Below are 24,915 nucleotides of genomic sequence, written 5' to 3'. Positions count from 1 at the left end.
ACCTCGACAGCGGCGATGGTTCAGAGAGAGACGCGGTTGCGCCCCTGGTGCTTGGCCCGGTACAGCGCCTGGTCGGCACGCTGCATCAGTTGGTCGAAATGATCCATGGTCTCGGGGTCCAGCTCCGCCACGCCGATGCTCAGCGTGACGAAGGGGGAGACCGATGAGCCGCTGTGGGGCAGTCGGCGTTCAGCCAGGGCGTCACGCAAGCGTTGCGCGGCTTCGCACGCCTGCCCAGCGTCGATGTTGGGCAGCACGACGACAAATTCCTCGCCACCGACCCGTGCGGTCAATTCGCCAGAGCGACCGAACACGTCACGCAGGGTTTCGGCAATCTGTTGCAGGCACTGGTCGCCGTTCATGTGGCCGTAGGTGTCGTTGTAGATCTTGAAGAAATCGACGTCGCACATAAGCACCGCCAACGGGGTCTTGTGGCGCATGGCGCGGCGAAACTCGACTTCTTTCAACTCGTCGAAATGGCGGCGGTTGGCCAGGCCCGTCAAGGCGTCGTGGCGGGACAAGGCTTCAAGGGCCTGGTTGGCGGCCTTGAGTTCCGCCGTGCGCGCCTCGACCAGCTCGACCAACTGATCGCGGCTGGCGGCAATCGCCAGTTCATCCGAGCGCTGGCGTTCCAGGTGGGCGTGGAGATTGTCCTGCAGCTCGTTGACCTGGGACTCGAGCAGGCTCAATTCATCCTGGCGATCCACCGAGCGCTGCAACTTGAGGTGGTGCTTGAGCGTTTGCGGCGCCAGCTCGCCCAGGTGCCGGGCGATGTGCACCACGTGGATGGTTACCAAGCGGTTGAACATGGTCATGACCAGCCCCGCCAGCAGCATCGATTGAATGATCTGGGTGATGACGATACTGCGCGCTTCGCCCCACAGGCGTTGCCACAGCAGTTGATTGTCGCCTTCGATGGTCAGCTCGCCGACTTTTTCATGGGCGCCGAGATAGGGTTGCGCAATCAGCTCGCGCTGCAGTACTGGTGCGGCTCCCTCGTTGCCAGTGGTGTAGCGATTGAGTTCGATGATTTCCGGCGACCGGCCAGGTCGCAGGACATTCAGCACCACGCGTCCGACCGGGGCGGCCTTCGCGACACTGGCGAGCTGTTTGTCCAGGGAATCGCGGTCCATTTCCCAAATGGCGTGGGCCAGGGTGTCGCGGAAAACCTGGTCGATCAGCCCCAGTTCGGAGTTCATTTCCGCCAGGTTGCTTTCCCAGGCCAGCCAGGTGCGCCAGGTGACCATCGCCACGGTGAAGAACAGGCAGAACAGCAGGGTCGCCAATACCAGGCGACGCCCCAGGGAACTGAGCGTCTTGGCCTGTGCGCGTGGAGAGGGCGGGTTGACGTGGTCGTCCATCTCACAGCCACTTGCGCGCGATGGCATCGTAGACGCCGTTGCGACGAATGGCCTCCAGACCGGCGCGGAATTTTTCAACGGTCTGCGGCGGCGTCTTGCGGCTGAACGCCATGTTCAGGCCGTCGGCACTGCTCAGCTCGGGCAGCGCCAGCGACTGGATCAGTACTTTTTCCGGGTCCTCGCCGTTCTGGCGGGTCAGGTAGAGCGCGTTGAGTTCGTTGGAAATCCACAGCTCAACGTGATCGACCTTGAGCTTGCGGTAATTGTGTTCGTACTTGGTGCTGGACTGCAGTTCTTCGCCGATGCGAAAGCCCTTCGAGACAAGAAATTGCTCGCCCACATCCTGGTTGACGGTCGCGATCTGGTGCCCATGGGCATCGGCCAGGGAGTTGAGCTTCACCGGCCGCTCGGCCAGTGAGTAGATATACCACTGGGTCGGGGCGATGGCGCCGATCCACTGGAACAGCGATTCACGCGCAGGGGTGCGCACGATGGAATAGATCAGGACGTTGCTTTCATTGAGCGCCAGTTCGTACGCCCGCGCCCAGGGCATCGGCTGGATCGACGCTTCGACGCCGATCTCCTTGAGCACGGCCTCGACCACCTCGGTGCTCATGCCGGTCACGCGTCCGCCCTGCGTCATGTTGTAGGGCGGCAATTCCTCGGTGACGATGCGCAGTGGCGGCTCAGCCGCGATGGCCAACGCCGATCCACCTGCAAGCAGGAGCATCAGGGCGCTACACATCAGTAAGCGGTTAAGCAGCAAGACCATCGATCGTCACCCTATGCAGCCAGCAGAGCCTGGCGAGGCCTGAGGGCCGTCGTCACTCAGGTTATCGGCTGGGCGCGGGTGTGCTTGAGCATCGGTTCGCAATCTCGGGACAACCGCTCTATCACGCGCACGCCAGGACGCGCCGGTGAACCTTCCGCGGATACAAGGCTCACTTATTAGGTCGTCGCCTCGGGTGAACGCGCCGTTTTTGCCGATAAGGAATTCGCATGGATCAAACCTCGACCTCCCACGTACGCCCAGTAGAGCGCGAGTTCAGCCCGCGCGCGGTGCTCACCGGGATCGTGCTCGGTATCCTCCTGACGCCCTCCAATGTCTATGCGGGATTGAAGATCGGCTGGTCGTTCAACATGTCGATCATTGCCTTGCTGGTCGGCTACGGCATCTGGCAAGGCCTGGCCAAGCGCTCGTCCACGCGGCTGCCCTGGACGCTACACGAGAGCAACATCAACCAGACGGTGGCGTCGGCTGCGGCATCGATCATTTCCGGCGGGCTGGTGGCGCCGATTCCGGCGTACACCTTGTTGACCGGCCAGCAACTCGACGCAGTGCCGATGGTCGCTTGGGTGTTTTCAGTGAGTTTCCTGGGCATCTGGATCGCCTGGTACCTGCGGCCTTCGCTGCTCAACGACAAGGCGCTGAGGTTTCCCGAGGGCATGGCGACCCTGGAAACCCTGTTGCACATCTATAACCATGGCCACGAAGCCGCGACGCGGCTGAAGGTATTGTTGGGCGCGGCCTTGCTGTCCGGACTGGCGAAGTGGGTCGACACCTTCGTCTGGGCCATTCCACGCTGGTCGCCTACGGCCCAGTTGGAGCGGCTGACCTTCACCGCCGACCCTTCGCTGTTGCTGGTGGGCTTTGGTGGCATCATCGGCATCCGTGTCGGCTTGACCCTGTTGCTCGGTGCGCTGCTGGCCTGGGGTGGATTGGCGCCATGGTTGATTGAACACGGCCTGGTGCAGTTGCCGCCCGGCAGCAGCGGCCCACAATTTGCCGTGCTGGTGGAATGGCTGCTGTGGCCGGGCGTAAGCCTGATGGTTTGCGCGACCCTGGCCTCCCTGGCGATCCGCTTGTGGTCGCTGCACACGTCGACCAAGGCCAGCGGTGGGGCGACCTGGGCGATGCCAAAGGCCGGGCCCGCCCTTGGATTTCTGCTGGCAATCGTCTTGGTGGTCAGCCTGCAAGCGGTGTTGTTTGGCATCAATCCGTGGATGGCGTTGCTGACTATTCCCTTGGCCATCTGCCTGGCGGCCGTGGCCGCCCGGGTGGTCGGCGCCACGGGCATTCCGCCCATTGGCGCCATCGGGCAGTTGTCCCAGTTGAGCTTCGGCATCGTCGCGCCGGGGCAGGTGCCGATCAATCTGATGAGCGCCAATACCGCCGGTGGTTCAGCCGGGCAATGCACGGATTTGATGAACGATTTCAAGGTCGGTCGAGCAATCGGTGCCACGCCCCGCAAGCAGTTGTTGGCCCAGACGCTGGGGATTTTCATCGGCAGTATCGTCGGCGTGCTCGCCTACCTGGCGTTGATTCCTGACCCGCAAACGATGCTGCTCACTGAAGAATGGCCGGCCCCGGCGGTCGCCACTTGGAAGGCCGTGGCGCAAACCCTGACCCATGGCCTGGACTCGTTGTCGGCGAGCATTCGCTGGGCAATTTTCATCGGTGGTTTCGCCGGTTTGCTGCTGGGCATCCTCGACAGCCTGCTACCGGCCCATCGCGCCCGCTACTTGCCCAGCACGGCAGCCTTGGGCCTGGCGTTTGTCCTGCCGGCCTCGGTGTCGCTGATGATGGCCCTCGGCGCCGTGCTCACCTGGCTGGTGAGCTGCCGCTGGCCGAGCCTGACCGAACGCTTCGCCATCACGGCGGCGGCGGGATTGATTGCCGGGGAGAGCATCACCGGGGTGGGCGCTTCGTTGTGGGAAATGCTTGAAAACCTGTGAAGGCCCCTGTGGCGAGGGGATTTATCCCCTCGCCACGGAAGCGCTTTGGTGTGGCATCAGTCAATGAGAATGCCGCGGCTCCCCGCTGCGGGCGATCACCCTCAGGTGCAACGTGGCTGGTTCCAGGCAGCCGCCGGTGGAGAGTTGCCCGACCAACTGACGATACAGTTCCTGCCAAGGCGTTTGTGAAGGCGGGATGTTCGGCGTCCAGGCCAGGCGGCGTCGCTCCATTTCGACCTCGTCCACCAGCAGGTTCACGGTACGGGTGTTCAGGTCGACTTTCAGCCGGTCGTTGGTCTGCAGCAGCGCCAGGCCGCCGCCGACGGCGGCTTCCGGGGACATGTTGAGAATCGATGGGCTGGCCGAGGTGCCGCTTTGGCGACCATCGCCCAGGCAGGGCAGGGAGTCGATGCCGCGCTTGATCAGCGCCGCCGGTGGGGCCATGTTCACCACTTCGGCGCTGCCCGGGTAGCCGACGGTGCCAGCGCCGCGAATCACCAGGATGCAGCGCTCGTCGATGTCCAGGGCCGGGTCGTCGATGCGCGCGTGGTAGTCCTCCGGCCCTTCGAACACGATGGCCCGAGCCTCGAAGCTGTTCTCGGCGCCGGGTTCGGACAGGTAGGTCTTGCGGAACGCTTCGCCCACCACCGACATCTTCATGATGGCGCTGTCGAAAAAGTTGCCGCTGAGCACGATGAAGCCGGCACGGTGCTTGAGTGGGGCTTCGAAAGGGTGGATGACGTCGGCGTCGCAGGTCAGGCTGCCGGCGACGATCTCGCCGATGGTCTTGCCGCTGACCGTGGCGCAATCCTCGTGCAGGCGTCCGGCCTTTTGCAGTTCATGCATGACGGCCGGCACGCCGCCCGCGCGGTGGAAGCCCTCGCCGAGGTATTTGCCGGCCGGCATGCAGTTGACCAACAGCGGCACGTCCTCACCGATCTGTTGCCAGTCGTCCAGGCTCAACTCGACGCCCATGTGCCGGGCGATGGCGATCAGGTGCGGCGGGCAGTTGCTCGATGCGCCGAGTGCCGAGGCGACAGCGATGGCGTTCTCGAACGCCTCGCGGGTCATGATCTGGGACGGGCGCACGTCCTGGCGGACCAGTTCGCAGATGCGCTTGCCGGTGGCGTAGGCCATCTGCCCGCGCTCGCGATAGGGCGCCGGAATGCTTGCGCAACCCGGCAGCGACATGCCCAGGGCCTCGGCCAGTGCGTTCATCGACAAGGCGGTGCCCATGGTGTTGCAGTGGCCGATGGAGGGCGAGGCTGCCGTGGTCATTTCCATGACGCCTTCGTAGTTGATCTCGCCAGCAGCCATCAGGTTGCGTGCATGCCAGAGCACCGTGCCGGAGCCGATCAGCTCGCCCTTGTGACGACCGTCGAGCATGGGGCCGCCGGACAGCACGATCGACGGCAGGTCGGTGGTTGCTGCCGCCATCAGGCAGGCGGGGGTGGTCTTGTCGCAACCGGTGGTGAGCACCACGCCATCCAAGGGATAGCCGTGGAGAATTTCCACCAGCCCCAGGTAGGCCAGGTTGCGGTCCAGCGCCGCGGTGGGCCGGCGCGATTGTTCAGCGATGGGGTGGACGGGAAACTCCATGGGGATGCCGCCGGCATCGCGGATACCGGCCTTGACTCGTTGCGCCAGTTCCAGATGATGGCGATTGCAGGGCGTCAGGTCGCTGCCGGTCTGGGCAATACCAATGATTGGCCGTCCCGATTGCAGCTCTTCCCGGGTCATTCCGTAATTCATGTAGCGTTCGACATACAGCGCGGTCATGTCCGCGTGGGCCGGGTCGTTGAACCATTGCTCGCTGCGCAGGCGGCGTTTTGGCGTGTCACTCATGATTCATTTCTCTCTTGTAATTGGATGAATCGACGATCGGTCGGGCTCAGCGGTCGAGCAGTCCCCGTGCGGCAAGATTGCGCAGTAGGGCGCCAACACCGAAGGTCCACGGCGCGGCATCGCAGCTGTGGGTCACCTGGTTATGCAGGCTGCCCAAAAGCGGGCTGCTGATGCTGACCCGGTCACCCAGCTTGTGGGTGAAACCGCTGCCGGCATGATCACGGTCCTCGGTGGGGGCGAACAGCGTACCGAGAAACAACAGGAAACCATCCGGGTATTGGTGGTTGGCGTTAAGGGTCTGGTTCGCCAGGTCTAGTGGGTCGCGGCTGATCTGGCTCATGGAACTGCAGCCGTGCAGGCGATAGCCGTCTTCGCCTTCTACGAGCAGGTCGACTTCGCAGGCACGCACGTCGTCCAGGCTGAAGTGTTCATCGAACAGGCGAATGAACGGCCCGATGGCACACGACGCATTATTGTCCTTGGCCTTGCTCAGCAACAGCGCGCTGCGGCCCTCGATGTCTCGCAGGTTGACGTCGTTGCCCAGGGTCGCGCCGTGAATCCGGCCACGGCTGTCCACCGCCAGCACGACTTCGGGTTCCGGGTTGTTCCATTGCGAGGCCGGGTGAATGCCGATCCGGCTGCCGCTGCCCACGGCGGCCAGGACCGGCGCCTTGGTGAAGATTTCCGCGTCCGGGCCGATGCCGACTTCCAGGTATTGCGACCACATGCCTTGCTCGATGAGATACGCCTTGAGGCGCATGGCTTGCTCGGAGCCCGGCACGATAGAGCGCAGATTGTCGCCGATCACACCGTGGACCGTGGCGCGCACGGCGTCGGCCCGGGCCGCGTCGCCGCCGGCCTGTTCCTCGATCACCCGCTCGATCATGCTTGCCGCGAAGGTCACGCCGGCGGCCTTGATCACTTGCAGATCCAGCGGTGGCAACAGGAACGGCTTGGACGGGTCGGCGTGGGGGCCGGTGTTGGCCAGGAGGTCTTCGACACTGGCGATGAAGCTACCCGGTGTCTCGCTTACTGCCGCCAAGGGCGAGGGTGTTTCCAACAGATCGCTCAAGGTCGCGAATTGATCCGAGAGGTCGAACACGCCGTCGCTGCGCAGCACGATCGGCGAAGGCCCGGCGATCCGCCCCGGGACCCAGGCGCGACCAATCAATGTGCCGGCCACGCCATCGACCGGCAGGGTGTTCTCGGGGGTAAGCAATAGCGACATGGACAGGCTTCCTGGTTCGTAAAGCCTTCACGCTAGGGCGCGTTGTCGATGAACTCCAATGAGATATATTCAGTATCTGATAACGCCTGGTTATTGCGCCGTCGAGGAACGTCCATGTCAGATCTGTCCTTCTCCAGCTTTTGCGGCTGGCTCAAATTTCGCCATTTGTTGCTGATCGACACCCTGGGACGCACTTGCAACATGCACTTGGCGGCCGAGCAGATGAATCTCAGCCAGCCGGCCGTGAGCAAGATGCTCAAGGAAATCGAAAGCCTGCTCGGCTTTGCCTTGTTCGAGCGCCGCCCGCGCAGCATGCCGCCCACCGCCCTGGGCGAGCACGTGCTGCGCTACGCGCAAATCGCCCTGAATGACGCGCGTTCGTTCGTCGAGCAGATCAGCAGCCTGCGAGAGGGCGGCCACGGCTACCTCAAGGTCGGCGGTATCTTCGCCGCGACGGCCGTTGCGTTGCCCGAGGCGATCCTGCAGATCAAGCAGCGCTGGCCGTTGCTGTCCATCGAGGTGGTGGAGCAGACCAGTAACCATTTGATGAAGATGCTGGAAGAAAAGAAACTCGACCTGGCGGTGGCGCGTTTCACCGATCAAAGCCAGCAGCAGCGCTACGACTTCCAACCCCTGGCCCCCGAACCGTTCTGCATCGTGGTCAATGATCGCCATCCGCTGGCGAATGCCGGGCCGACCTCCTTGCAGCAGCTCGTTGACCTGCCGTGGATTTTGTATCCGGTCGGCACACCGATTCGCGCGCGCATGGAACTGGCCTTCGCCGAGGCCGGGGTGGGCATGCCGCGCAACACCATCGATACGATTTCGATGCAGACCTTCCTCCAGGTCCTGCAACGCGGGCCCATGATCGGCATGCTGCCCAATGCGATGGTCGACCCGCTGCTCGAAAGCGGCCAGCTCAGGACTCTCGATACACCGCTGCACTTGGTCCCGCAGGACTACGGCATCCTCACCCGCAAGGATGAGCCGCTGGTGGGCGTGGCGCTGGAGTTTGCCGAGATCCTCAAGGACAACGCCCGGCTGAGTCGTTGAACTCCCGTGGCGAGGGGATAAATCCCCTCGCCACAGGTTATGTAGTTTGACTTACATTCCTCGTGCCAATTTCTAGGTCTCTGATAACACCCCGTTATCAACTAATCCAAAAATGCCATTGGGAAAGAATCGCTTCCCGACAGTAGAGTCCTCGTTCAATCGCCGGATGACTCGCTCATTCGACGTGACCCAATAAAAACAATCAGGGGTTACCTCATGCAAACCATCTCCGAGCATTTGCCCGCCCAGGCGCAAGCCGGCGAACTCGATTTCGAGGACCGGACCTATCGCAAGGTGATCTGGCGAATCCTGCCGGTCCTGCTGTTGTGCTACATGGCGGCGTACCTTGATAGGGTGAACATTGGTTTCGCCAAGCTCGACATGCTCAACGAGTTGCAATTCAGCAACACCGTGTACGCCTTGGGCGCCAGTATGTTTTTCTGGGGCTATTTCCTTTTCGAAGTCCCCAGCAACCTGTTGCTGCATCGCTTCGGCGCGCGGTTCTGGATCGCCCGGATCATGCTCAGTTGGGCGGTGATTTCCATGGCGGTGGCCTACACCGTGCCGCTGGCGGCGTTCTTCCACATCGAATCGAGCACGATGTTCTACGTGCTGCGTTTCCTGCTGGGCATCTGCGAAGCGGGCTTTTTTCCTGGCGTGATCCTCTACCTCAACTACTGGTTTCCGACCCACCGACAGAGCCGGGTGATGTCCGGATTCCTGTTGGCCTTGCCGGTCAGCCTGACCCTCGGCGGGATCCTGTCCGGCTGGCTGATGAACAGTATGCAAGGCGTGCAGGGCCTGTCCGGCTGGCAATGGATGCTGATCATCGAGGGCGTTCCTTCGATCATCATGGCTTTCGTCGTGATCGTTTGCCTGGCCGACAACATCGACAAGGCCAAGTGGCTTTCGGCGGCGGAAAAAGCCATGCTCAAGGCCAACCTGCAAACCGACAACCAGGGCAAGGCGTCGCGCTTGAGCGAGGTGTTTTTCAATCCGCGGGTGTGGTTGCTGGTGCTGATCTTGCTGACCTTCAACACCGGTTTCTACGGCCTGGCCTTCTGGATGCCGTCGATCATCAAGAGCACCGGCATCACCAACAGCCTGCACATTGGTTTGCTCACCGCCATTCCTTACTCGGTGGCAGTGGTGGCGATGCTGCTCAACGCCCGGCATTCCAACCGCACTGGCGAGCGACGCCTGCACGCGGCTATCCCGGCCTTCATTGGTGGCGTCGGGCTGATCCTCAGTGCGTTCTTCGCCGATAACCTGGTGCTGTCGGTGCTGTTCCTCAGCGTCTCTGCCTCGGGGATCCTCAGCCTGATGCCGATCTTCTGGACGTTACCCGGCACTGTGTTGTCGGGCGTCGCGGCCGCTGCCGGGATCGGCATGATCAACGCCATCGGCAACCTGTCGGGCTTCACCGGATCGATGATCACCGCCGTGGCCGAGACGCTTACGGGCAATATCAATAACGGTACGTACGTCCTGGCGCTGTGCCTGTTGGTCAGCGGCGGGTTGATCCTGGCCATCCCGGCCTCGATGCTTGGCCGGGCACCAAAGAGCGCGGCCCCGGCAGCGCAATTGGAGACGGCATGAGCCTGAAGAACAAGCGGGTGCTGGTGACAGCGGCCGGACAGGGCATCGGCCTCGCCAGCGCGCTGGCCTTCGCCCAGGCCGGCGCCGAGGTGTTCGCCAGTGACATCGACACACGCGCACTGGCGCGTATCGAAGGGGTGACTGTCATTACGCTAGACGTCACCTCGGCCAGCGCTATCGAAGCTGTCCGAGATCGGATCGGCGAGCTGGACGTGTTGTTCAATTGCGCCGGCTATGTGCACAGCGGCACCATCCTCGACTGTGACGAAGCGGCCTGGGCGCGTTCGATGGACCTGAATGTCACCGCCATGTACCGGATGATCCGCGCTTTCCTGCCGGGGATGTTGGCCCGTGGCGGCGGATCGATCATCAACATGTCGTCGGTGGCTTCCAGTGTCAAAGGCGTGCCCAATCGTTTCGCCTACGCTGCCAGCAAGGCGGCGGTGGTGGGGCTGACCAAATCCGTCGCCATCGACTTCGTCAGCCAGGGCATCCGTTGCAACGCGATCTGCCCCGGCACCGTGGATTCTCCATCGCTGCGTCAGCGCATCGCCGATCAGGCCGCGCAGCAGGGGGTCGATGAACAACAGGTCTACCGACAGTTTCTCGACCGCCAGCCCATGGGGCGCATCGGCAATGCCGAAGAAATCGCGCAACTGGCGCTCTACCTGGGCAGTGACGCGTCCGGCTATACCACGGGGGCGGTGCACGTGATTGATGGCGGCATGAGCCTTTGAGTTTTCACTTGAACAGGAGCACTTCATGAAACTGTTGCGTTACGGCGAAAAAGGCTCGGAAAAACCCGGGCTGCTGGATGACGACCATCAGATCCGCGACCTGTCGGGCCACGTGCCGGACATCGCCGCAAACGTCATTGGGCCGGAAGGCCTGGCAAAACTCGCCGCCATCGACCCGCGCAGCCTGCCGGTCGTGGCTGGCCAGCCGCGGATCGGTCCGTGCGTCGGGCAAGTCGGCAAGTTCATCTGCATCGGCCTGAACTACGCCGACCATGCCGCCGAGTCGACCATGGAGGTGCCTAAGGAACCGATCATCTTCAACAAATGGACCAGCGCCATCTGCGGGCCGAATGACGATATCCAGATTCCCCGCGGCTCGCTCAAGACCGATTGGGAAGTCGAGCTGGGCGTGGTTATCGGCAAGGGCGGGCGCTACATCGACGAAGCGAACGCCCTGGAACATGTCGCCGGTTATTGCGTCATCAATGACGTATCGGAGCGCGAGTGGCAGCTCGAACGCGGCGGCACCTGGGACAAAGGCAAAGGCTTCGACACCTTCGGCCCCCTTGGCCCGTGGCTGGTGACCAAGGATGAAATCCCCGACCCACATGCGCTGGACCTATGGCTGGAAGTCGATGGGCATCGCTATCAGGACGGTAACACCCGGACGCTGATCTTCAGCGTGCCGCAATTGATCGCCTACCTTAGCCGCTGCATGAGCCTGCAACCCGGCGACGTGATATCTACCGGCACGCCACCGGGCGTTGGGCTGGGCATCAAGCCCAACCCGGTGTTCCTGCGCCCGGGGCAGACCATGCGCCTCGGGATTGCAGGATTGGGTGAGCAGCGTCAGGTGACCGTGCAGGCGGACTGATCGCTGGTTTCGCTGCCGCTATCGCGAGCAAGCTCGCTCCCACACGGTCGTCTGCACACCAGCGATCTCCTGTGGGAGCGAGTCTGCTCCGGGCGGCGATCCGACGAAAGCGGTAGTCCAGCCACCGAAGATATCTGCACTGTCCTCGCCACGAAAAATCCTCGAAGATGCACGCCTGATTCGAGAGAACGATTCGATCCATGAGCGACGACTCCCACGCACGGTTTTTCCGTTTTCAAACCCCGGATCCCAGCATCCCTCCACGCGAGCAATCACCGATGCTCCCAGAGGAACTGGCCAGGGCGCGCGAGCGTGCATCGATGCACCGCTTCAGCTGGGTCATGGTGCTGGCGGCGCCGGTGAGCGTTGGCCTGATGCTGCCAAGCCTGGCGTTCGTGATTGGCCTGGGCCTCGTCGAGAAATGGTTCGTTCCCGGCCTGGATGTCGACCGGATCATCGATGGATCCTGGGGCTGGCAGGTGCTGGCGACTGTGCTTTTCATCACCGGTTGGGCCTCGTCCAATTACTGGCGCGATTCACGCGACCCGACCAAGCGCTACTGGCACTCGATGCCGGATGAAGGGGGGGTCGAGCTTGAGCGTCATACGCTGGTCTCGGGCATCAGCCTGTGGTCCTGCGATGATAATCCCGAGGCCCTCAGCCTCACGCTCTGGCAAGACGACAAGCTGGTGCGCGTGCAAAGCTGCGGCGTGTCGCAATGGATCCTGGCCATGACCTCGGCCGGGCACTGGCTGGTGCTCACGGAGGAGTTTCCCGGCGTCTTCCGCCATGGACAGGCCAGGCGAATGCCTGCGCCCGACCAGCGGATGAAGCCCCTGCAGCAATTGGCAATTGCCTTTGCCCCTGGGACCCAGCTGAAGCTGGGCCAGCGTTTTGACGGTGCGCCTTTGCCGTTGACGGAAACCTCGTATTGGATGTCCCCCGATGAGTCCAGCCGCCTCGCCGAAGCATCCCATTGCTGGGGCTTTTTCCTGCCGGACCGTTACGCCGTGATCAACGACCGGGACGCCGGTTGGGTGCAGCGACTGGTGGACAAGGTTCTGGCCAGCGCCGGGCCGCAACCAGTGCAACGGGGCAAGTAGCGCGCCAACCTCAGTCGGATTTGCGACGCGTGACGCGCTTCATCACCACCACGAAAAAAACCGGGACAAACACCACCGCCAGGGTGGCGCTGATCATCCCGCCGATCACGCCCGTGCCAATGGCCTGCTGGCTCGCCGAGCTGGCCCCCGTGGCAATCGCCAGCGGAACCACGCCCAGGATGAACGCCAACGAGGTCATGATGATTGGCCGCAGGCGCAGGCGGGCGGCCTGGAGCGTGGCGTCGATCAGGTCATGACCTTCGTCGTACAGGCTCTTGGCGAATTCGATGATCAGGATCGCGTTTTTTGCCGACAGGCCAATGATGGTGATCAGGCCGATCTTGAAGAACACGTCGTTGGGCATGCCGCGCAATGACACCGCCAGTACCGCACCGAGCACGCCCAGCGGGACCACCAGCAATACCGAAGTCGGGATCGACCAACTCTCGTACAGCGCGGCCAGGCACAGGAACACCACCAGCAAGGACAGCCCCAGCAGGATTGGCGCCTGGCTGCCGGACAAACGCTCCTGCAATGACAGGCCGGTCCATTCCTGTCCCATACCCTTGGGACCCTGGGCGACCAGCCGTTCGATTTCGGCCATGGCTTGTCCGGTGCTGTAGCCCGGGGCCGGTTCGCCGGAAATGCTCACCGCCGGGTAGCCGTTGTAGCGGGTCAGTTGCGCCGGCCCTTGGGTCCAGCGCGCCTGGACGAACGCCGACAACGGCACCATCTTTCCGCTGCTGTTGCGCACGTGGATCTTCAGCAGATCCTCGACCTGGCTGCGCTGGTCGCCTTCGGCCTGGACCACCACGCGCTGCATGCGCCCCTGGTTCGGGAAGTCGTTGATGTAGGCCGACCCCACCGCGGTGGACAGCACGCCGCCGACATCGGCGAAGGAAATACCCAAGGCATTGGCCTGTTTGCGATCCACCTCCAGTTGCACCTGCGGCGCTTCCGCCAGGGCACTTTCGCGCACATTCATCAGCATCGGGCTTTTTTCGGCGGCGGCGAGCAGTTCGCTGCGGGCCTGCATCAATGTGGCGTGGCCGAGGCCACCGCGGTCCTGCAAGCGGAACTCGAAACCGCTGGAAGTGCCCAGGCCATCCACTGGCGGCGGCAGCACCGAGAACACCATGGCGTCCTTGATCGCACCGAATGCCTGGTTGGCGCGTTCGGCAATGGACGCCGCTGAATCATCGCCACCGCGTTGCGACCAATCCTTCAGCGTGGTGAACGCCAGTGCCGCGTTCTGTCCGCTGCCGGAGAAACTGAAGCCGAGGATTACCGTGCTGTCGCCAACGCCAGGCTCGCCGGCGTTGTGGGCTTCGATCTGCTCCACCACCTGCACCGTCCGGTTTTTGCTCGCACCCGGTGGCAGCTGGATGTCGGTGATGGTGTAGCCCTGGTCTTCCACCGGGAGGAACGAGGAGGGCAGGCGAGTGAACAGCAGGCCCATGCCCACCAACAGCACACCGTAGATCAACAGATAACGGCCGCTGCGTTTCACCGCATAAGCCACCCATCCTTGATAGCGGTCGCCGAAACGGTCGAAGCCACGGTTGAACCAACCGAAGAAACCGTTTTTGCCGTGGTGATCACCTTGAGCGATCGGCTTGAGCAAGGTCGCGCACAGCGCTGGGGTCAAGGTCAGGGCGAGAAACGCCGAGAACAGGATCGACGTTGCCATCGACAGCGAAAACTGCTGGTAGATAACCCCCACCGAACCCTGCATGAACGCCATTGGGATAAACACCGCCACCAGCACCAGCGTGATGCCGATGATCGCCCCGGTGATCTGGCCCATGGCCTTGCGCGTCGCTTCCTTGGGCGACAGGCCTTCCTGGGCCATGATCCGCTCGACGTTTTCCACCACCACGATGGCATCGTCCACCAGGATGCCGATGGCCAGTACCATGCCGAACATGGTCAAGACGTTGATCGAGAAACCCAGGGCGAGCATCGTCGCGAAGGTGCCCATCAGCGCCACCGGCACCACCAGCGTGGGGATCAGGGTGTAGCGGATGTTCTGCAGGAACAGGAACATCACCGCGAACACCAGCAGCATCGCCTCGCCTAGGGTGTAGACCACTTTGGTGATCGAGACTTTGACGAAAGGCGACGTGTCGTAGGGAATCTTGTATTCCACGCCGGCCGGGAAGTAGCGCGACAGCTCATCCATCTTCGCTCGCACCAGGGTTGCGGTGTTCAACGCATTGGCCCCGGGCGACAGCTGCACCGCGACGGCGGTGGACGGCTTGCCGTTCAGGCGCGTGGAGAACTGGTATTCCTGGCTGCCGATTTCCACCCGCGCGACATCGGCGATGCGCACCGTCGAACCGTCGGGGTTGGCCTTGAGCACGATGTCAGCGAATTCCTGCGGGGTCGAGAGCTGGCCCTTGACGACGATGGTTGCGGTGATCTCCTGGGTACTGCGGCTCGGCAGATCGCCCAGGCTGCCCGCCGACACCTGGGCGTTCTGCGCGACGATGGCGGCATTGACGTCCGCCGGGGTCAGGTTGAAACCCACCAGCTTGCGCGGATCGATCCAGATCCGCATGGCCCGTTCGGCGCCGTACAACTGGGCCTTGCCAACGCCGTCCAGGCGCTTGATCTCGTTCATCACGTTGCGCGCCAGGTAATCGCTGAGCGCCACGTCGTCGAGCTTGCCGTCGCTGGAGGTGAGGGTGATCAACAACAGGAAGCCGGCGGAAACCTTGTCCACCTGCAAGCCCTGCTGGGTTACCGCTTGCGGCAGGCGCGACTCCACCGCCTTGAGGCGGTTCTGCACATCGACCTGGGCCAATTCCGGATTTGTGCCCGGTTGGAATGTCGCGGTAATCGTGGCGCTGCCGAGGCTGCTCTGGGATTCGAAGTACAGCAGGTTATCGGCGCCGTTGAGTTCCTCTTCGATCAGGCTGACCACGCTCTCGTCGATGGTTTGCGCCGAAGCGCCCGGGTACACCGCGTAGATTTCGATCTGCGGCGGGGCCACGACCGGGTATTGCGCCACCGGCAGTTGTGGGATGGCCAGGATCCCGGCCAGCAGGATGAACAATGCAACGACCCAGGCGAAGACCGGGCGGTCGATGAAGAAGTGCGGCATGGGTTAATGTCCTGCCTGTGGCCCGGCGGCCTGGGCGAGAGGAAGAGGGGAGTCGTCGATCCGGACCTGTTCACCCGGGCGGGCGTGCTGGAGGCCTTCGACGACGATGCGATCGCCCGGTTCCAGGCCTTCAGTGACGATCCAGCGATCGTTCTGCGCAGCGCCCAATTGCACGGGTTGCTGGCTGATTTTCTGTTCGGCATCCAGCAGCAACACCTGGGCGATGCCGGCGCTGTCGCGCAGGATCGCCCGTTGCGGCACGGTGATCCCTTGGCTGTTCACCGCCTGTTCCAGGCGTACCCGGATGAAACTGCCGGGCAGCAGGTCCAGGTCGGGGTTGGGGAACTCGCTGCGCAGGGTGATTTGGCCGGTGCTTGGATCGACGCTGAGGTCGGTGAACAGCAACTTGCCGGGCAACGGATAGGGGCTGCCGTCGTCCTGGATCAAAGTGGCCTTGGCCTGGCCCTGGCCGACCGCTTGCAACTGACCGGCGCGGAAGGCGCGGCGCAGGTCGTTGAGTTCGCGGGTCGATTGGGTGAGGTCGGCGTGGATCGGGTCCAGTTGCTGGATCAGCGCCAGCGGCGTGCTTTCGTTTTGCCCCACCAACGCGCCTTCCGTCACCAGGGCGCGGCCGATGCGCCCGGAAATCGGCGCGGTCACCGTGGCGTAGCCCAGGTTCAACTTGGCCCGTTCAACCGCGGCCTTGTTGGCGGCGACATCGGCTGCGGTCTGGCGCACGTTGGCCCGGGCATTGTCATAGTCCTGGCCGCTGATGGCCTGGTCATCGATCAGTTGGGCATAGCGCTGCGCCTGCAACCGGGCCTGGAACGCATTGGCCTCGGCCTTGCGCAACGCCGCCTCGGCACTGTCCAGGTCGGCCTTGAACGGTGCCGGATCGATGCGAAACAGCACCTGGCCCTGCTTGACGTCGCTGCCTTCGCGATAGACCCGCTGCAACACCACGCCGGCGACCCGGGCGCGGACTTCGGCCACCCGTGGCGCGGCGATGCGGCCGCTCAGTTCGTTGCTGATCGACAGGGGGCGGGCCTGGACGGTTTCGATACGCACGCTGACCGGTGGCGCGGATTCTTCGGCGGTCGAGCTGTTATCACAGCCGCTGAGCAACAGCGCCCCGATCAACAGGCCCAGCGTGAAGGCAGGAGTCTTGGACATGGTGCTTCCCCGATAATGAACCGCCCATGGTAGGGATGGGCGTCAATGGCAGGGGTGAAGCTTTGTAGGCAGTCTGTGAAATTATGTAAGGATCATGCGGCACTCAGCCCGACTTCTGGAGGTTGCCGGGCGTGCCGGCCTGCTCGATGACCAGTCCAGCGAGGATCGCGACGGGGTCGGCCAGGCTCTGTCGCGACCGATGGACAAGGCCGATGTCCCGGTGAAACGTATGCTGCCCAAGGTCAAGCGCTCGCACGCCCTCGGGCCATGGCTGGTGGGCTGACGTCTGCGGCACCAGGGCGACCCCGACGCCTTTTTCAACGAGCTTGATGATCGCGTCCAGTTCATCCAGCTCGCACACTTCGCGCAAGGTGAAGTGCATCTGCCGCAGGAAACGGTCGACCTGCCTGCCACCGAAGGAAGAGCGGTCATAACGGATGAAGGGTTGGCTGGACAGCAGCGCCGACCAATCCTCGCCGGGCATTCCACGGGGGACGATCAAGCGGTAGGGCTCAAGCGCCAGGGTGGTCCAGCGCAGGTCGCCTTGCAGCGAGAACGGCGGCCGGATCATCACCGCCATGTCGATTTCGCCGGCATCCACCAGATTGATCAGTTCCACCGACAGGCCCGGCACGATGCGCGTGCGGCACTGCGGGCATTGTTGGTGGAACGTGGCGAGAGCGTCCGGGAGATAGGAGCGCTGGACGGAGGCGATTGCGCCGATGTTCACCAGTACGCTGGGAGGAAGCCCGGGCGTCGTGGAGCCGAGATTCTCGTAAAGGCGAATCAACTCTTGGGCTTGCAGGAGTATCTGGTGGCCTCGTCTGTTGAGGTGGGCCGAGCGTCCTTTGCGGTCGAATACTTCGAAGCCCAGTTCGGCTTCGAGGCGCTGGATCTGCGCACTGACCGCCGCCTGGGTGAGGCCGATCTTTTGCCCTGCGGCGGCGAAGGTGCCTTCGCGCGCCACGGCGATGAGGGTCTTGAGTTCTTTGATCATTGATCAACATTAATTGTGTTTCTGAGAAATTTATATTGATTTTTTTGTTGTGCTCGCACGCCTACGATGTGATGCACGCGCCGTTGCGTATCCCGATAAACAAAAAACGTTCCTGGAGTTCCGATGAGCCTTTCACCTTTCCACCTTGCGATTCCGGTTTATGACCTGGCGGCAGCCCGCACTTTTTATGGCCAAGTGTTCGGGCTGGAGGAGGGTCGTTCCAGCGAGCAATGGGTCGACTTCAACTTCTACGGTCACCAACTGGTGATTCACGAACACCCCAAGACCGCCTCCCAGGAAAGCGTGCATAGCAATGCGGTGGACGGCCACGATGTGCCGGTGCCGCATTTTGGCGTGGTGTTGGGCTGGGCTGAATGGGAAGCGCTGGCCGAGCGATTGAAGTCCTTCGGTACCCAATTCGTGATCGAGCCCTACGTGCGCTTCAAGGGCCAGGTGGGCGAGCAGGCGACGATGTTCCTGTTCGATCCTTGCGGCAATGCGCTGGAGTTCAAGGCGTTCAAGGACATGAGCCAGTTGTTCGCGAAATAACGGCGGGTGTTCAACACTGTGGGAGCAAGCTGAAGCAGCGCTGAACACACGCTATCCCTGTGGGAGCGAGCCTGCTCGCGAAAGCGGTGGATCAGCTTGCAATGATGCTGGCTGTGCCGACGACTTCGCGAGCAAGCTCGCTCCCACAAGTTCTATGGGTCAATGATCGTGAACCGTCACGCGATTGCGCCCGGTTTTCTTTGACGTGTACAACGCCTGGTCGGCCCTGGCGATCAGTTCGGCATGATCGTTCGCCGGCGTGCTCAGGTCGGCCACGCCCAGGCTGATGGTGAAACGGATGTCCTGGCCGTTGTACTGCACCAATAGGGCCTCGACTGCCTGGCGCAGACGTTCAGCGAAAATCCGTGCGCCGGCCTGGTCGGTGTCCGACAGCACTACGCCGAATTCCTCGCCGCCGTAACGCCCGGCCACGTCGGACTCGCGCACATGCTCATGCAACAGCGCGGCGACCTGTACGATCACCTGGTCGCCGGCTTGGTGGCCGTAGGTGTCGTTGACCTGCTTGAAGTGGTCGATATCCAGCATCACCAGGCTCAGCGCGTTGCCGTAGCGCTGGTGCCGGGCGTATGCCGTTTTCAGACTGCCCTCCCAATGGCCTCGGTTGTACAGGCCCGTCAGTCGATCGGTGCTGGAAAGCAGTTGCAGTTGGGCATTGGCGGCCTGGATCTGATGGCGATTGGTCGCGACGTCCGTGACGTCATAGATCACCAGGCAGATGTGATTGATGCGGTTGTCGGGCGAGCGCAGTGGCAGCAGCGTGGTGTTCTGGTACATGAACTCTTCCTGGCCGGTGATCGGCTGGTAGCTCTTGAAGCGCATCAAGTAGGGGCGCTGCTCCCAGACCGTGAACGCGGGGGTGCCCAGGGTGGCGACGCTTTCGACCTTGCGGCTGAACCATTGGCGGTCGATTTCCGGGAACAGGCTGAAGAAGTTCCGGTTCTGAGCGTCCTTGGGCTGGACCCCGGAGCGGTTCTCCATGAAGGTGTTCCAGACCTGCACGCGATATTCGCGGTCGAGCACCACGACGCCGACGTCGATGCTCTGAACGATCGCCAGCAGCCAGTGGAATTCGTTCAGATCAATGGTTTCGGTCATGGCTCAGCTCATCAGGTAGGCGAGTTTGTGGGTCAGCCGCTCGATGGAGTCCTCCGTGAACAGCAGCAACAGATCGAAGCGGATATCCTGGCCCTCCAGGCCGTAGCTGATTTCCACCGCCAGGGTCTTTTTCCAGTGGACGCGGTTTGCCCGGATCAGTTCCTCGATGGCCGCATGCTGGCCGAGGATCTGCGGATGACCTTGGGAGAAGACCACGTCGATCTGCTCGGCGATGCTGCTCAGGCACGCGCCGATCAGGATGCTGGAAAGGTCCACCAGCATTTCCAGGTCCGAGTAGTCGGCGCTTTCGCGCTGCATCAATTGCGCGATGTCAGCGATTTCCGAGTCATGGAAGATCAGCAGGGCTTCGCCGGCAATGCCGCTGCCGATAAAACCCTGGCAGATGGCGGTGAGTTGCTGGGAACTGCCGACGTCGTTCAAGGCCATGTGCAACTCGCCGACTTCGAGCACGTTGACGTTCGGCACCGGCAGTTGCACGAAGACCCCCAGCACCTTGGCGATCAACGCCGCTGCCTGGCCGATGGCAACGTTGACCGTTTCGCGAAACGCGTCCTGGAAGCTGATGGCCGCGTCCGATGCCGGTCGGTCCTGCAACGGCGCCTGGCCGGGTTGGGTCAGCAGTCCCACCCGGTTGAGCGTCTGGCGCAGTTCATTCTCGTCGAACGGTTTTTTCAGGAAGGCCAGGGCGCCCAGCTCATGGACGCGGCGCACGGCCTCATCCTGCACGTCCCCGGAAATCACGATGACTTGCGCCGTCAGGCCTTCGGCGCGCAAGGCGCTCAACACCTGGTAACCGTCCATCTCCGGCATGGTCAGGTCGAGCAGTACCACGTGGCCCAGGCCCTGGCGTATGGCATCCATGGCCTGGCGGCCATTGACCGCCTCGGTGACTGAAACCGGCCAGTCTTGCGGCAGGGCGCGCAACACTTGCTTGCGCGCCATGGTGGAGTCGTCGCACACAACCAGGGGAATCAATGGCACTGGCATGCCCAACGACGTTCAACTGCGGGGAAGGTCTTTCCTACATCACTCATAGGCGGCAGTAGCCCTCTGACTAACGAACGGAGTGCAATCTGTAGCTTCTTTAAAAACTGGACCATTAAGTCAAAGGCGTCAAATGCACTTCGTCATTTAACGCAATCGTGCCGGGCTCACGCCGAGCCGCTGCTTGAACGTTGTTGTCATGTGCGCCTGTGAACTGAAACCGCAGGCGTGGGCGATCTGCGCCAGCGTCGCCGAGGAGTCGCGTATCAGTGCCCGGGCTTTCGCCAGGCGCCGGTCGATCAGGTAGCCATGGGGACTTTTGCCCGTGGCAATCTTGAATGCGCGGATGAAATAACCTTCGGACAATCCCAGCAACTGCGCCATCGCCGACACGCCCAGCGGCTGATCGAGGGCGGCATCGATGAACTCATCGAGCAGGCGCATCCGGCTGTCGGTCATCGAGCCCTGGGTGCGCGTCGTCAGGGATTTGCCCGGCGCCACGCGTTCGGCCAATCCCAGGGCCCAGGCTTCCCAGTCGTCTTCGATCGAGCCGTGCAGCAGCGCCCGGCGCATGCGTTGCGCAAGGATGCTGGCGCGTGGGTCGAGGCGATTATTGAAGGCGTGATCCCCCGCCAGCACAACGCCGTCGGTACGTACCAAGCGCAGGTATTCGCCGCCCGCGGGGGACTCCGAGTACACGTCGCATTGGGCCGGCACGAACGCCAGGCCGTTGGGCTTGGCGTAGAACGGTTGTACGCGGTCGCTCCCGATGGCGTGCAGGCCACGCTGGCTATCGAAAGCAAAACCGACGGCGGCCTGGGTCGCGACATATCGGGCCGCGTAGGCGCAGCCGGGGAGCAATTCAATCAGCCACGGGCCGGCCTCGATGCGACGGATCGCTTCGGTCGGGCGCGGCGGCTGCGGGCGGTTTCGATGGCTCATGAGCCCATAGTAGTGAAGCGACGGGATAAAAGTCAGGTCAGTTTTCTGAAAGCCAGGGTTCGGTGCCTCTGGCTAGACTGGTCGAAACTCAAGGAGGCTCATCATGCACCCACTGACGCTCGACGATATCGAACAAGCGGCTCGGCAGGTTTACCAGGTCATGCCCGCCACGGCTCAGTACGCCTGGCCGTTACTGGCGCAACGCCTCGGTTGCACGGTCTGGGTCAAGCACGAAAACCACACCCCCACGGGCGCGTTCAAGGTGCGCGGCGGCATCACCTTCATGCATTGGCTCAAGCGCGAGCATCCGCAAGCGAAAGGGATTGTCACCGCGACCCGAGGCAACCATGGCCAGAGTCAGGCACTGGCGGCGAGCGCGGCGGGGCTGCGGGCATTGATCGTGGTGCCGGAGGGGAACTCGGTGGAGAAGAACGACGCCATGCGTGCCTTTGGTGGCGAAGTGATCGAGTACGGCCGCGATTTCGATGAGGCCCGGGAAGAGGCGGCTCGCCTGGCGCAGGCCCAGGGGCTCTATCTCGTTCCGCCGTTTCATACCGAATTGGTCAGGGGTGTCGCCACCTATGCCTTGGAACTGTTCACGGCCGTGCCGGATCTGGATACCGTCTACGTGCCCATGGGTTGCGGCTCAGGAATCTGCGCGGTCATCGCGGCCCGCGACGCCCTGGGCTTGCAAACCCAGGTCGTGGGTGTGGTGTCCACCGAGGCAACGGCGGCGAAGCGCTCATTTGAAACGGGCAAAATCTGCGAAACCGCCTCGGCCAACACCTTCGCCGACGGCCTCGCCGTGCGCAAGCCGATTCCAGAGGCCTTAGCCGTCTACGGCGCGGGAGCGGCGCGGATCGTGGCGGTCAGCGATCAAGAGATCGCCGAGGCCATGTGCGTCTATTACACCGACACCCATAATCTGGCCGAAGGTGCCGGCGCGGCGGCGTTGGCGGCGCTTATCCAGGAGCGCGGGAAAATGGAGGGGAAAAAGGTTGGGGTTATTCTGTCCGGCGGTAATGTCGACAGGTCGGTGTATGCCCGCGTGATTGGTTAGTGGGGTGGGGCTGCTGAGCGGTTATTTAGTGACGTTATCTTCAGATGGTCATAAGTTGTCAATGATCCTCTGGGTGCGTAAGCTGCCCCCATGAACCAGCCATCCATTGCATCCCCCAGCGTCCGTGGACCCGCCGATCACGAAATTCGTGACCAGATCATCGCGGCCGCCCATGAACATTTCAGCCAGTACGGCTTTGGCAAGACCACGGTTTCCGACTTGGCCAAGGCCATCGGTTTCTCCAAGGCGTACATCTACAAGTTCTTCGATTCCAAGCAGGCCATCGGCGAAGCCATCTGCTCCAATTGCCTGTCGACGATCGTCGAGGCTGTGGAAGAGGCGATCAATGTAGAGGGACTCACGGCGACAGAGCGCTTGCGCAGGCTGGTCAAGACGCTGGTGGTCACGGGCGTGGACTTGTTCTTCAACGACCGCAAGCTCTATGACATCGCCGCATTTTCGGCTTCGGAGCGCTGGCCCAGTTCCCAGGTGTACAACGGACGGATCAAGGGTTTCGTGTTGCAGATCGTGCGTGAGGGGCGTGAGCTCGGCGAGTTTGAACGTCGCACGCCATTGGACGAAACGGTGGAAGCCATTCACCTGGCCTTGCGGCCGTTCGTCAATCCGTTGCTGTTGCAATACAACCTCGACTTCGTCGAGGAAGCCCCCGCGCTCACTTCAAATCTTATCCTGCGCAGCTTGATGCCCTAGCTTCGGCTGGAGGGCAGCACTTGCCGCTATTTGGTGACCATTTGTAAGAATGTTCACCTTGTCGCCACAGGCCCCTCTTCAGGTGATTGCCACCCTCCGCCAAGCGCCCGAAATGCCGCGACCGCTGCCCGGGCCGATTCGGTTCGCGCTTGCGCTCGGGCATCGGATGCTTGCAGCAATGTCTCGTCGGCATTGAGCACGTCGATCAGGCTGGCGGTGCCTTTCTGGTAAGCGATGAAGGAGGATTGGCGGGCTTGCGTCAGCGACATTTCGCCTTGGGTAAGGGTGGTCGCCTGGGCTTCGCGATTGACCAGGGCGCTAAAGGCATTTTCGACTTCTTCGGTGGCGCGCAGCACGGACTGGCGATAAGCAGCCAGCGCTTCGGCTTCCTGGCCCTTGGCCTGATCGATCTGGGCGTTGATGCGGCCGAAATCGAAGAGCCTCCAGCGCAGCCCCAGCACACCCGCCGATTGGCTCGCGCCGCCGCTGAAGAGATTGCCGCCGGATACTGCCGTGGCGCTGCCAAGCAAGGCACTGAGGGAAAATTTCGGGTAGTACTCGGCGACGGCCTCGCCGATACGCGCATTGGACGCCGCCAAGCGTCGTTCGGCGATGATCAGGTCTGGCCGGCGGCGTAGCAGGTCCGCCGGCGTTCCGGTTGTGGTTATTTGCGGAGCCAGGGGAATAGCGCGCTGCTCTGCCAGTTGTAACCGATGAGTGCCGGGAGGCGTGCCGAGCATGACATCCAGCGCATTCATCGCGGCGTCCAGGCCCGTTTGCAGCACCGGCACGGTGGCCTGCACCTGTGACAATTGCCCCTCGGTCTGGTGGACTTGGTAACTGGCGGCCAGGCCTTTGCTGTAGAGCAGCCGGACTTTCTCCAGCAAGTCCTGCTGCGTGGTGACCTGGCGCTTTGCAATATCCAGCCGGGTCTGCAGGCCGCGCGCGGTGATGTAGATATCCGCGACTTGCGCGGCGACGGCCAGTCGCGTGGCAACGACCCCGGCTTCTGACGCCTGGTATTCGGCCATCGCCGCTTCGCGTCCGCGTCGCAGGCCGCCGAAGGCGTCTATTTCCCAACTGGCGCCGAGGTTGAGTTCGTACAGGTTGCCGTAGCGGTCATAGCTGGGTGTCGAATCCAACACCTGGCCGAGCGGGGTCTCGACCGATTGATAGGCGCGTGCCGCCTGCCCGTTGATGTTTCCCGAGGGCAGCAAAGCGGCATTCGCGGCACCCAGGCCCGCTCGGGCTTGGGCGACACGTGCCGATGCCTGCGCCAGGTCCAGGTTCTGCTCGAGGGCCTTGGTGATAAACGCCGTGAGGGTTGGATCACCAAACGCTTCCCACCAACGGATCAAGTCGGCTTGGGCACTGGCGGACCTTTGTTCGACCGGAGGCTGGCCGACGTAACGACTCGAAAGCGGGGCGGAGGGACGATGGTAGTCCGGACCGACCGCGCAACCTGCCATCAAGCTGGTGCTCAGGAGAAAAGCCAGGGGGCGAAGGGGTGGCATGGAAAAATTCCTTGGGGTTGTGCAGGTTGTGACCATATCACGTGGTGGTCACGCTCTGTCAATTTGCGTCACGCCGTGAACCGGAAGAAGCTTCCTGGAGGTAAGGGTTATTAAGCGTAAGTGGGAAGGCCGCCTCAGAGTGACGATTGACAGAAATAGTCACTGGAATGAGAATGCGCTTTCCATCCTGTCCGTTCAAGAAAAGG

Annotated in this window: 20 protein-coding genes; 9 read left to right on the top strand and 11 right to left on the bottom strand. The window is 62.6% G+C overall.

The window, feature by feature from the left end; translation table 11 throughout:
- Positions 1-20: 20 nt before the first annotated feature.
- Positions 21-1,361 carry a GGDEF domain-containing protein gene (locus J3P79_RS14820; protein ID WP_434611485.1) on the bottom strand — a complete coding sequence of 447 codons (1,341 nt, stop codon included), beginning with the start codon at positions 1,359-1,361 and terminating at the stop codon, positions 21-23.
- 1 nt (position 1,362) lies between these two features.
- Positions 1,363-2,133: a substrate-binding periplasmic protein gene (locus J3P79_RS14815; RefSeq protein WP_434603632.1), complete on the bottom strand. Its 771-nt coding sequence runs from the start codon at positions 2,131-2,133 to the stop codon at positions 1,363-1,365.
- 227 nt (positions 2,134-2,360) lie between these two features.
- On the opposite strand from J3P79_RS14815, the gene J3P79_RS14810 reads away from it, so the two are divergent.
- Entirely contained in the window at positions 2,361-4,097 is a 1,737-nt protein-coding gene (locus J3P79_RS14810) for an OPT family oligopeptide transporter (RefSeq protein ID WP_434603630.1), read from the top strand.
- A 60-nt stretch (positions 4,098-4,157) separates the two neighbouring features.
- On the opposite strand, the gene J3P79_RS14805 is transcribed toward J3P79_RS14810, so the two are convergent.
- Positions 4,158-5,942 (bottom strand): IlvD/Edd family dehydratase, encoded by a 1,785-nt coding sequence (locus tag J3P79_RS14805; RefSeq protein ID WP_434603628.1) that lies wholly within the window; start codon positions 5,940-5,942, stop codon positions 4,158-4,160.
- Between the two features lie 46 nt (positions 5,943-5,988).
- Positions 5,989-7,170 (bottom strand): fumarylacetoacetate hydrolase family protein, encoded by a 1,182-nt coding sequence (locus tag J3P79_RS14800; RefSeq protein WP_434603626.1) that lies wholly within the window; start codon positions 7,168-7,170, stop codon positions 5,989-5,991.
- Between the two features lie 114 nt (positions 7,171-7,284).
- Here J3P79_RS14800 and J3P79_RS14795 point away from each other — a divergent pair, with 114 nt between their 5' ends.
- The 5 genes from J3P79_RS14795 (at position 7,285) to J3P79_RS14775 (ending at position 12,536) form a co-directional block, all read left to right on the top strand.
- Positions 7,285-8,223, top strand: a complete 939-nt coding sequence (locus tag J3P79_RS14795) for a LysR family transcriptional regulator (RefSeq protein WP_434603624.1) — start codon at positions 7,285-7,287, stop codon at positions 8,221-8,223.
- Between the two features lie 216 nt (positions 8,224-8,439).
- Complete coding sequence (locus J3P79_RS14790) at positions 8,440-9,822, top strand: MFS transporter (RefSeq protein WP_434603622.1); 1,383 nt, start codon at positions 8,440-8,442, stop codon at positions 9,820-9,822.
- Positions 9,819-10,559: an SDR family oxidoreductase gene (locus tag J3P79_RS14785; protein ID WP_434603620.1), complete on the top strand. Its 741-nt coding sequence runs from the start codon at positions 9,819-9,821 to the stop codon at positions 10,557-10,559. Before J3P79_RS14790 ends, J3P79_RS14785 begins: the two co-directional genes overlap by 4 nt.
- 25 nt (positions 10,560-10,584) lie before the next feature.
- Positions 10,585-11,433: an ureidoglycolate lyase gene (locus J3P79_RS14780; RefSeq protein ID WP_434603618.1), complete on the top strand. Its 849-nt coding sequence runs from the start codon at positions 10,585-10,587 to the stop codon at positions 11,431-11,433.
- 200 nt (positions 11,434-11,633) lie between these two features.
- The gene (locus J3P79_RS14775; RefSeq protein ID WP_434603616.1) at positions 11,634-12,536 is read left to right on the top strand and encodes a hypothetical protein; all 903 of its coding nucleotides are present in this window, start codon (positions 11,634-11,636) and stop codon (positions 12,534-12,536) included.
- Positions 12,537-12,546: 10 nt separating this feature from the next.
- On the opposite strand, the gene J3P79_RS14770 is transcribed toward J3P79_RS14775, so the two are convergent.
- The 3 genes from J3P79_RS14770 to J3P79_RS14760 form a co-directional block, all read right to left on the bottom strand.
- Positions 12,547-15,642, bottom strand: a complete 3,096-nt coding sequence (locus tag J3P79_RS14770; RefSeq protein WP_434603614.1) for a multidrug efflux RND transporter permease subunit — start codon at positions 15,640-15,642, stop codon at positions 12,547-12,549.
- A gap of 3 nt (positions 15,643-15,645) precedes the next feature.
- The gene (locus tag J3P79_RS14765; RefSeq protein WP_434603612.1) at positions 15,646-16,815 is read right to left on the bottom strand and encodes an efflux RND transporter periplasmic adaptor subunit; all 1,170 of its coding nucleotides are present in this window, start codon (positions 16,813-16,815) and stop codon (positions 15,646-15,648) included.
- Positions 16,816-16,918: 103 nt separating this feature from the next.
- Positions 16,919-17,812 (bottom strand): LysR substrate-binding domain-containing protein, encoded by an 894-nt coding sequence (locus tag J3P79_RS14760; RefSeq protein WP_434603610.1) that lies wholly within the window; start codon positions 17,810-17,812, stop codon positions 16,919-16,921.
- Between the two features lie 123 nt (positions 17,813-17,935).
- Between J3P79_RS14760 and J3P79_RS14755 the strand changes: the two genes are divergently transcribed.
- Positions 17,936-18,361, top strand: coding sequence for a VOC family protein (locus J3P79_RS14755; protein ID WP_030141599.1), 426 nt, complete (start codon positions 17,936-17,938; stop codon positions 18,359-18,361).
- A 159-nt stretch (positions 18,362-18,520) separates the two neighbouring features.
- Here the strand turns inward: J3P79_RS14755 and J3P79_RS14750 are convergent, their stop codons facing one another.
- The 3 genes from J3P79_RS14750 to J3P79_RS14740 form a co-directional block, all read right to left on the bottom strand.
- Complete coding sequence (locus J3P79_RS14750) at positions 18,521-19,477, bottom strand: diguanylate cyclase (protein WP_434603607.1); 957 nt, start codon at positions 19,475-19,477, stop codon at positions 18,521-18,523.
- Positions 19,478-19,480: 3 nt separating this feature from the next.
- Positions 19,481-20,485 carry a response regulator gene (locus J3P79_RS14745; RefSeq protein ID WP_434603605.1) on the bottom strand — a complete coding sequence of 335 codons (1,005 nt, stop codon included), beginning with the start codon at positions 20,483-20,485 and terminating at the stop codon, positions 19,481-19,483.
- Between the two features lie 144 nt (positions 20,486-20,629).
- Positions 20,630-21,424, bottom strand: coding sequence for a helix-turn-helix transcriptional regulator (locus tag J3P79_RS14740; protein ID WP_434603603.1), 795 nt, complete (start codon positions 21,422-21,424; stop codon positions 20,630-20,632).
- A gap of 103 nt (positions 21,425-21,527) precedes the next feature.
- On the opposite strand from J3P79_RS14740, the gene J3P79_RS14735 reads away from it, so the two are divergent.
- Both J3P79_RS14735 and J3P79_RS14730 read left to right on the top strand, forming a co-directional pair.
- Positions 21,528-22,484: a threonine dehydratase gene (locus tag J3P79_RS14735; RefSeq protein ID WP_434603601.1), complete on the top strand. Its 957-nt coding sequence runs from the start codon at positions 21,528-21,530 to the stop codon at positions 22,482-22,484.
- Positions 22,485-22,574: 90 nt separating this feature from the next.
- Positions 22,575-23,195, top strand: a complete 621-nt coding sequence (locus J3P79_RS14730; protein ID WP_434603599.1) for a TetR/AcrR family transcriptional regulator — start codon at positions 22,575-22,577, stop codon at positions 23,193-23,195.
- 53 nt (positions 23,196-23,248) lie between these two features.
- On the opposite strand, the gene J3P79_RS14725 is transcribed toward J3P79_RS14730, so the two are convergent.
- Positions 23,249-24,709, bottom strand: coding sequence for an efflux transporter outer membrane subunit (locus J3P79_RS14725; RefSeq protein ID WP_434603597.1), 1,461 nt, complete (start codon positions 24,707-24,709; stop codon positions 23,249-23,251).
- Positions 24,710-24,915: the final 206 nt, after the last annotated feature.

It is taken from the genome of Pseudomonas sp. R1-7 (assembly GCF_051132105.1).
Lineage (GTDB): Bacteria > Pseudomonadota > Gammaproteobacteria > Pseudomonadales > Pseudomonadaceae > Aquipseudomonas.
This window is presented reverse-complemented; position numbering and strand designations above follow the sequence as displayed.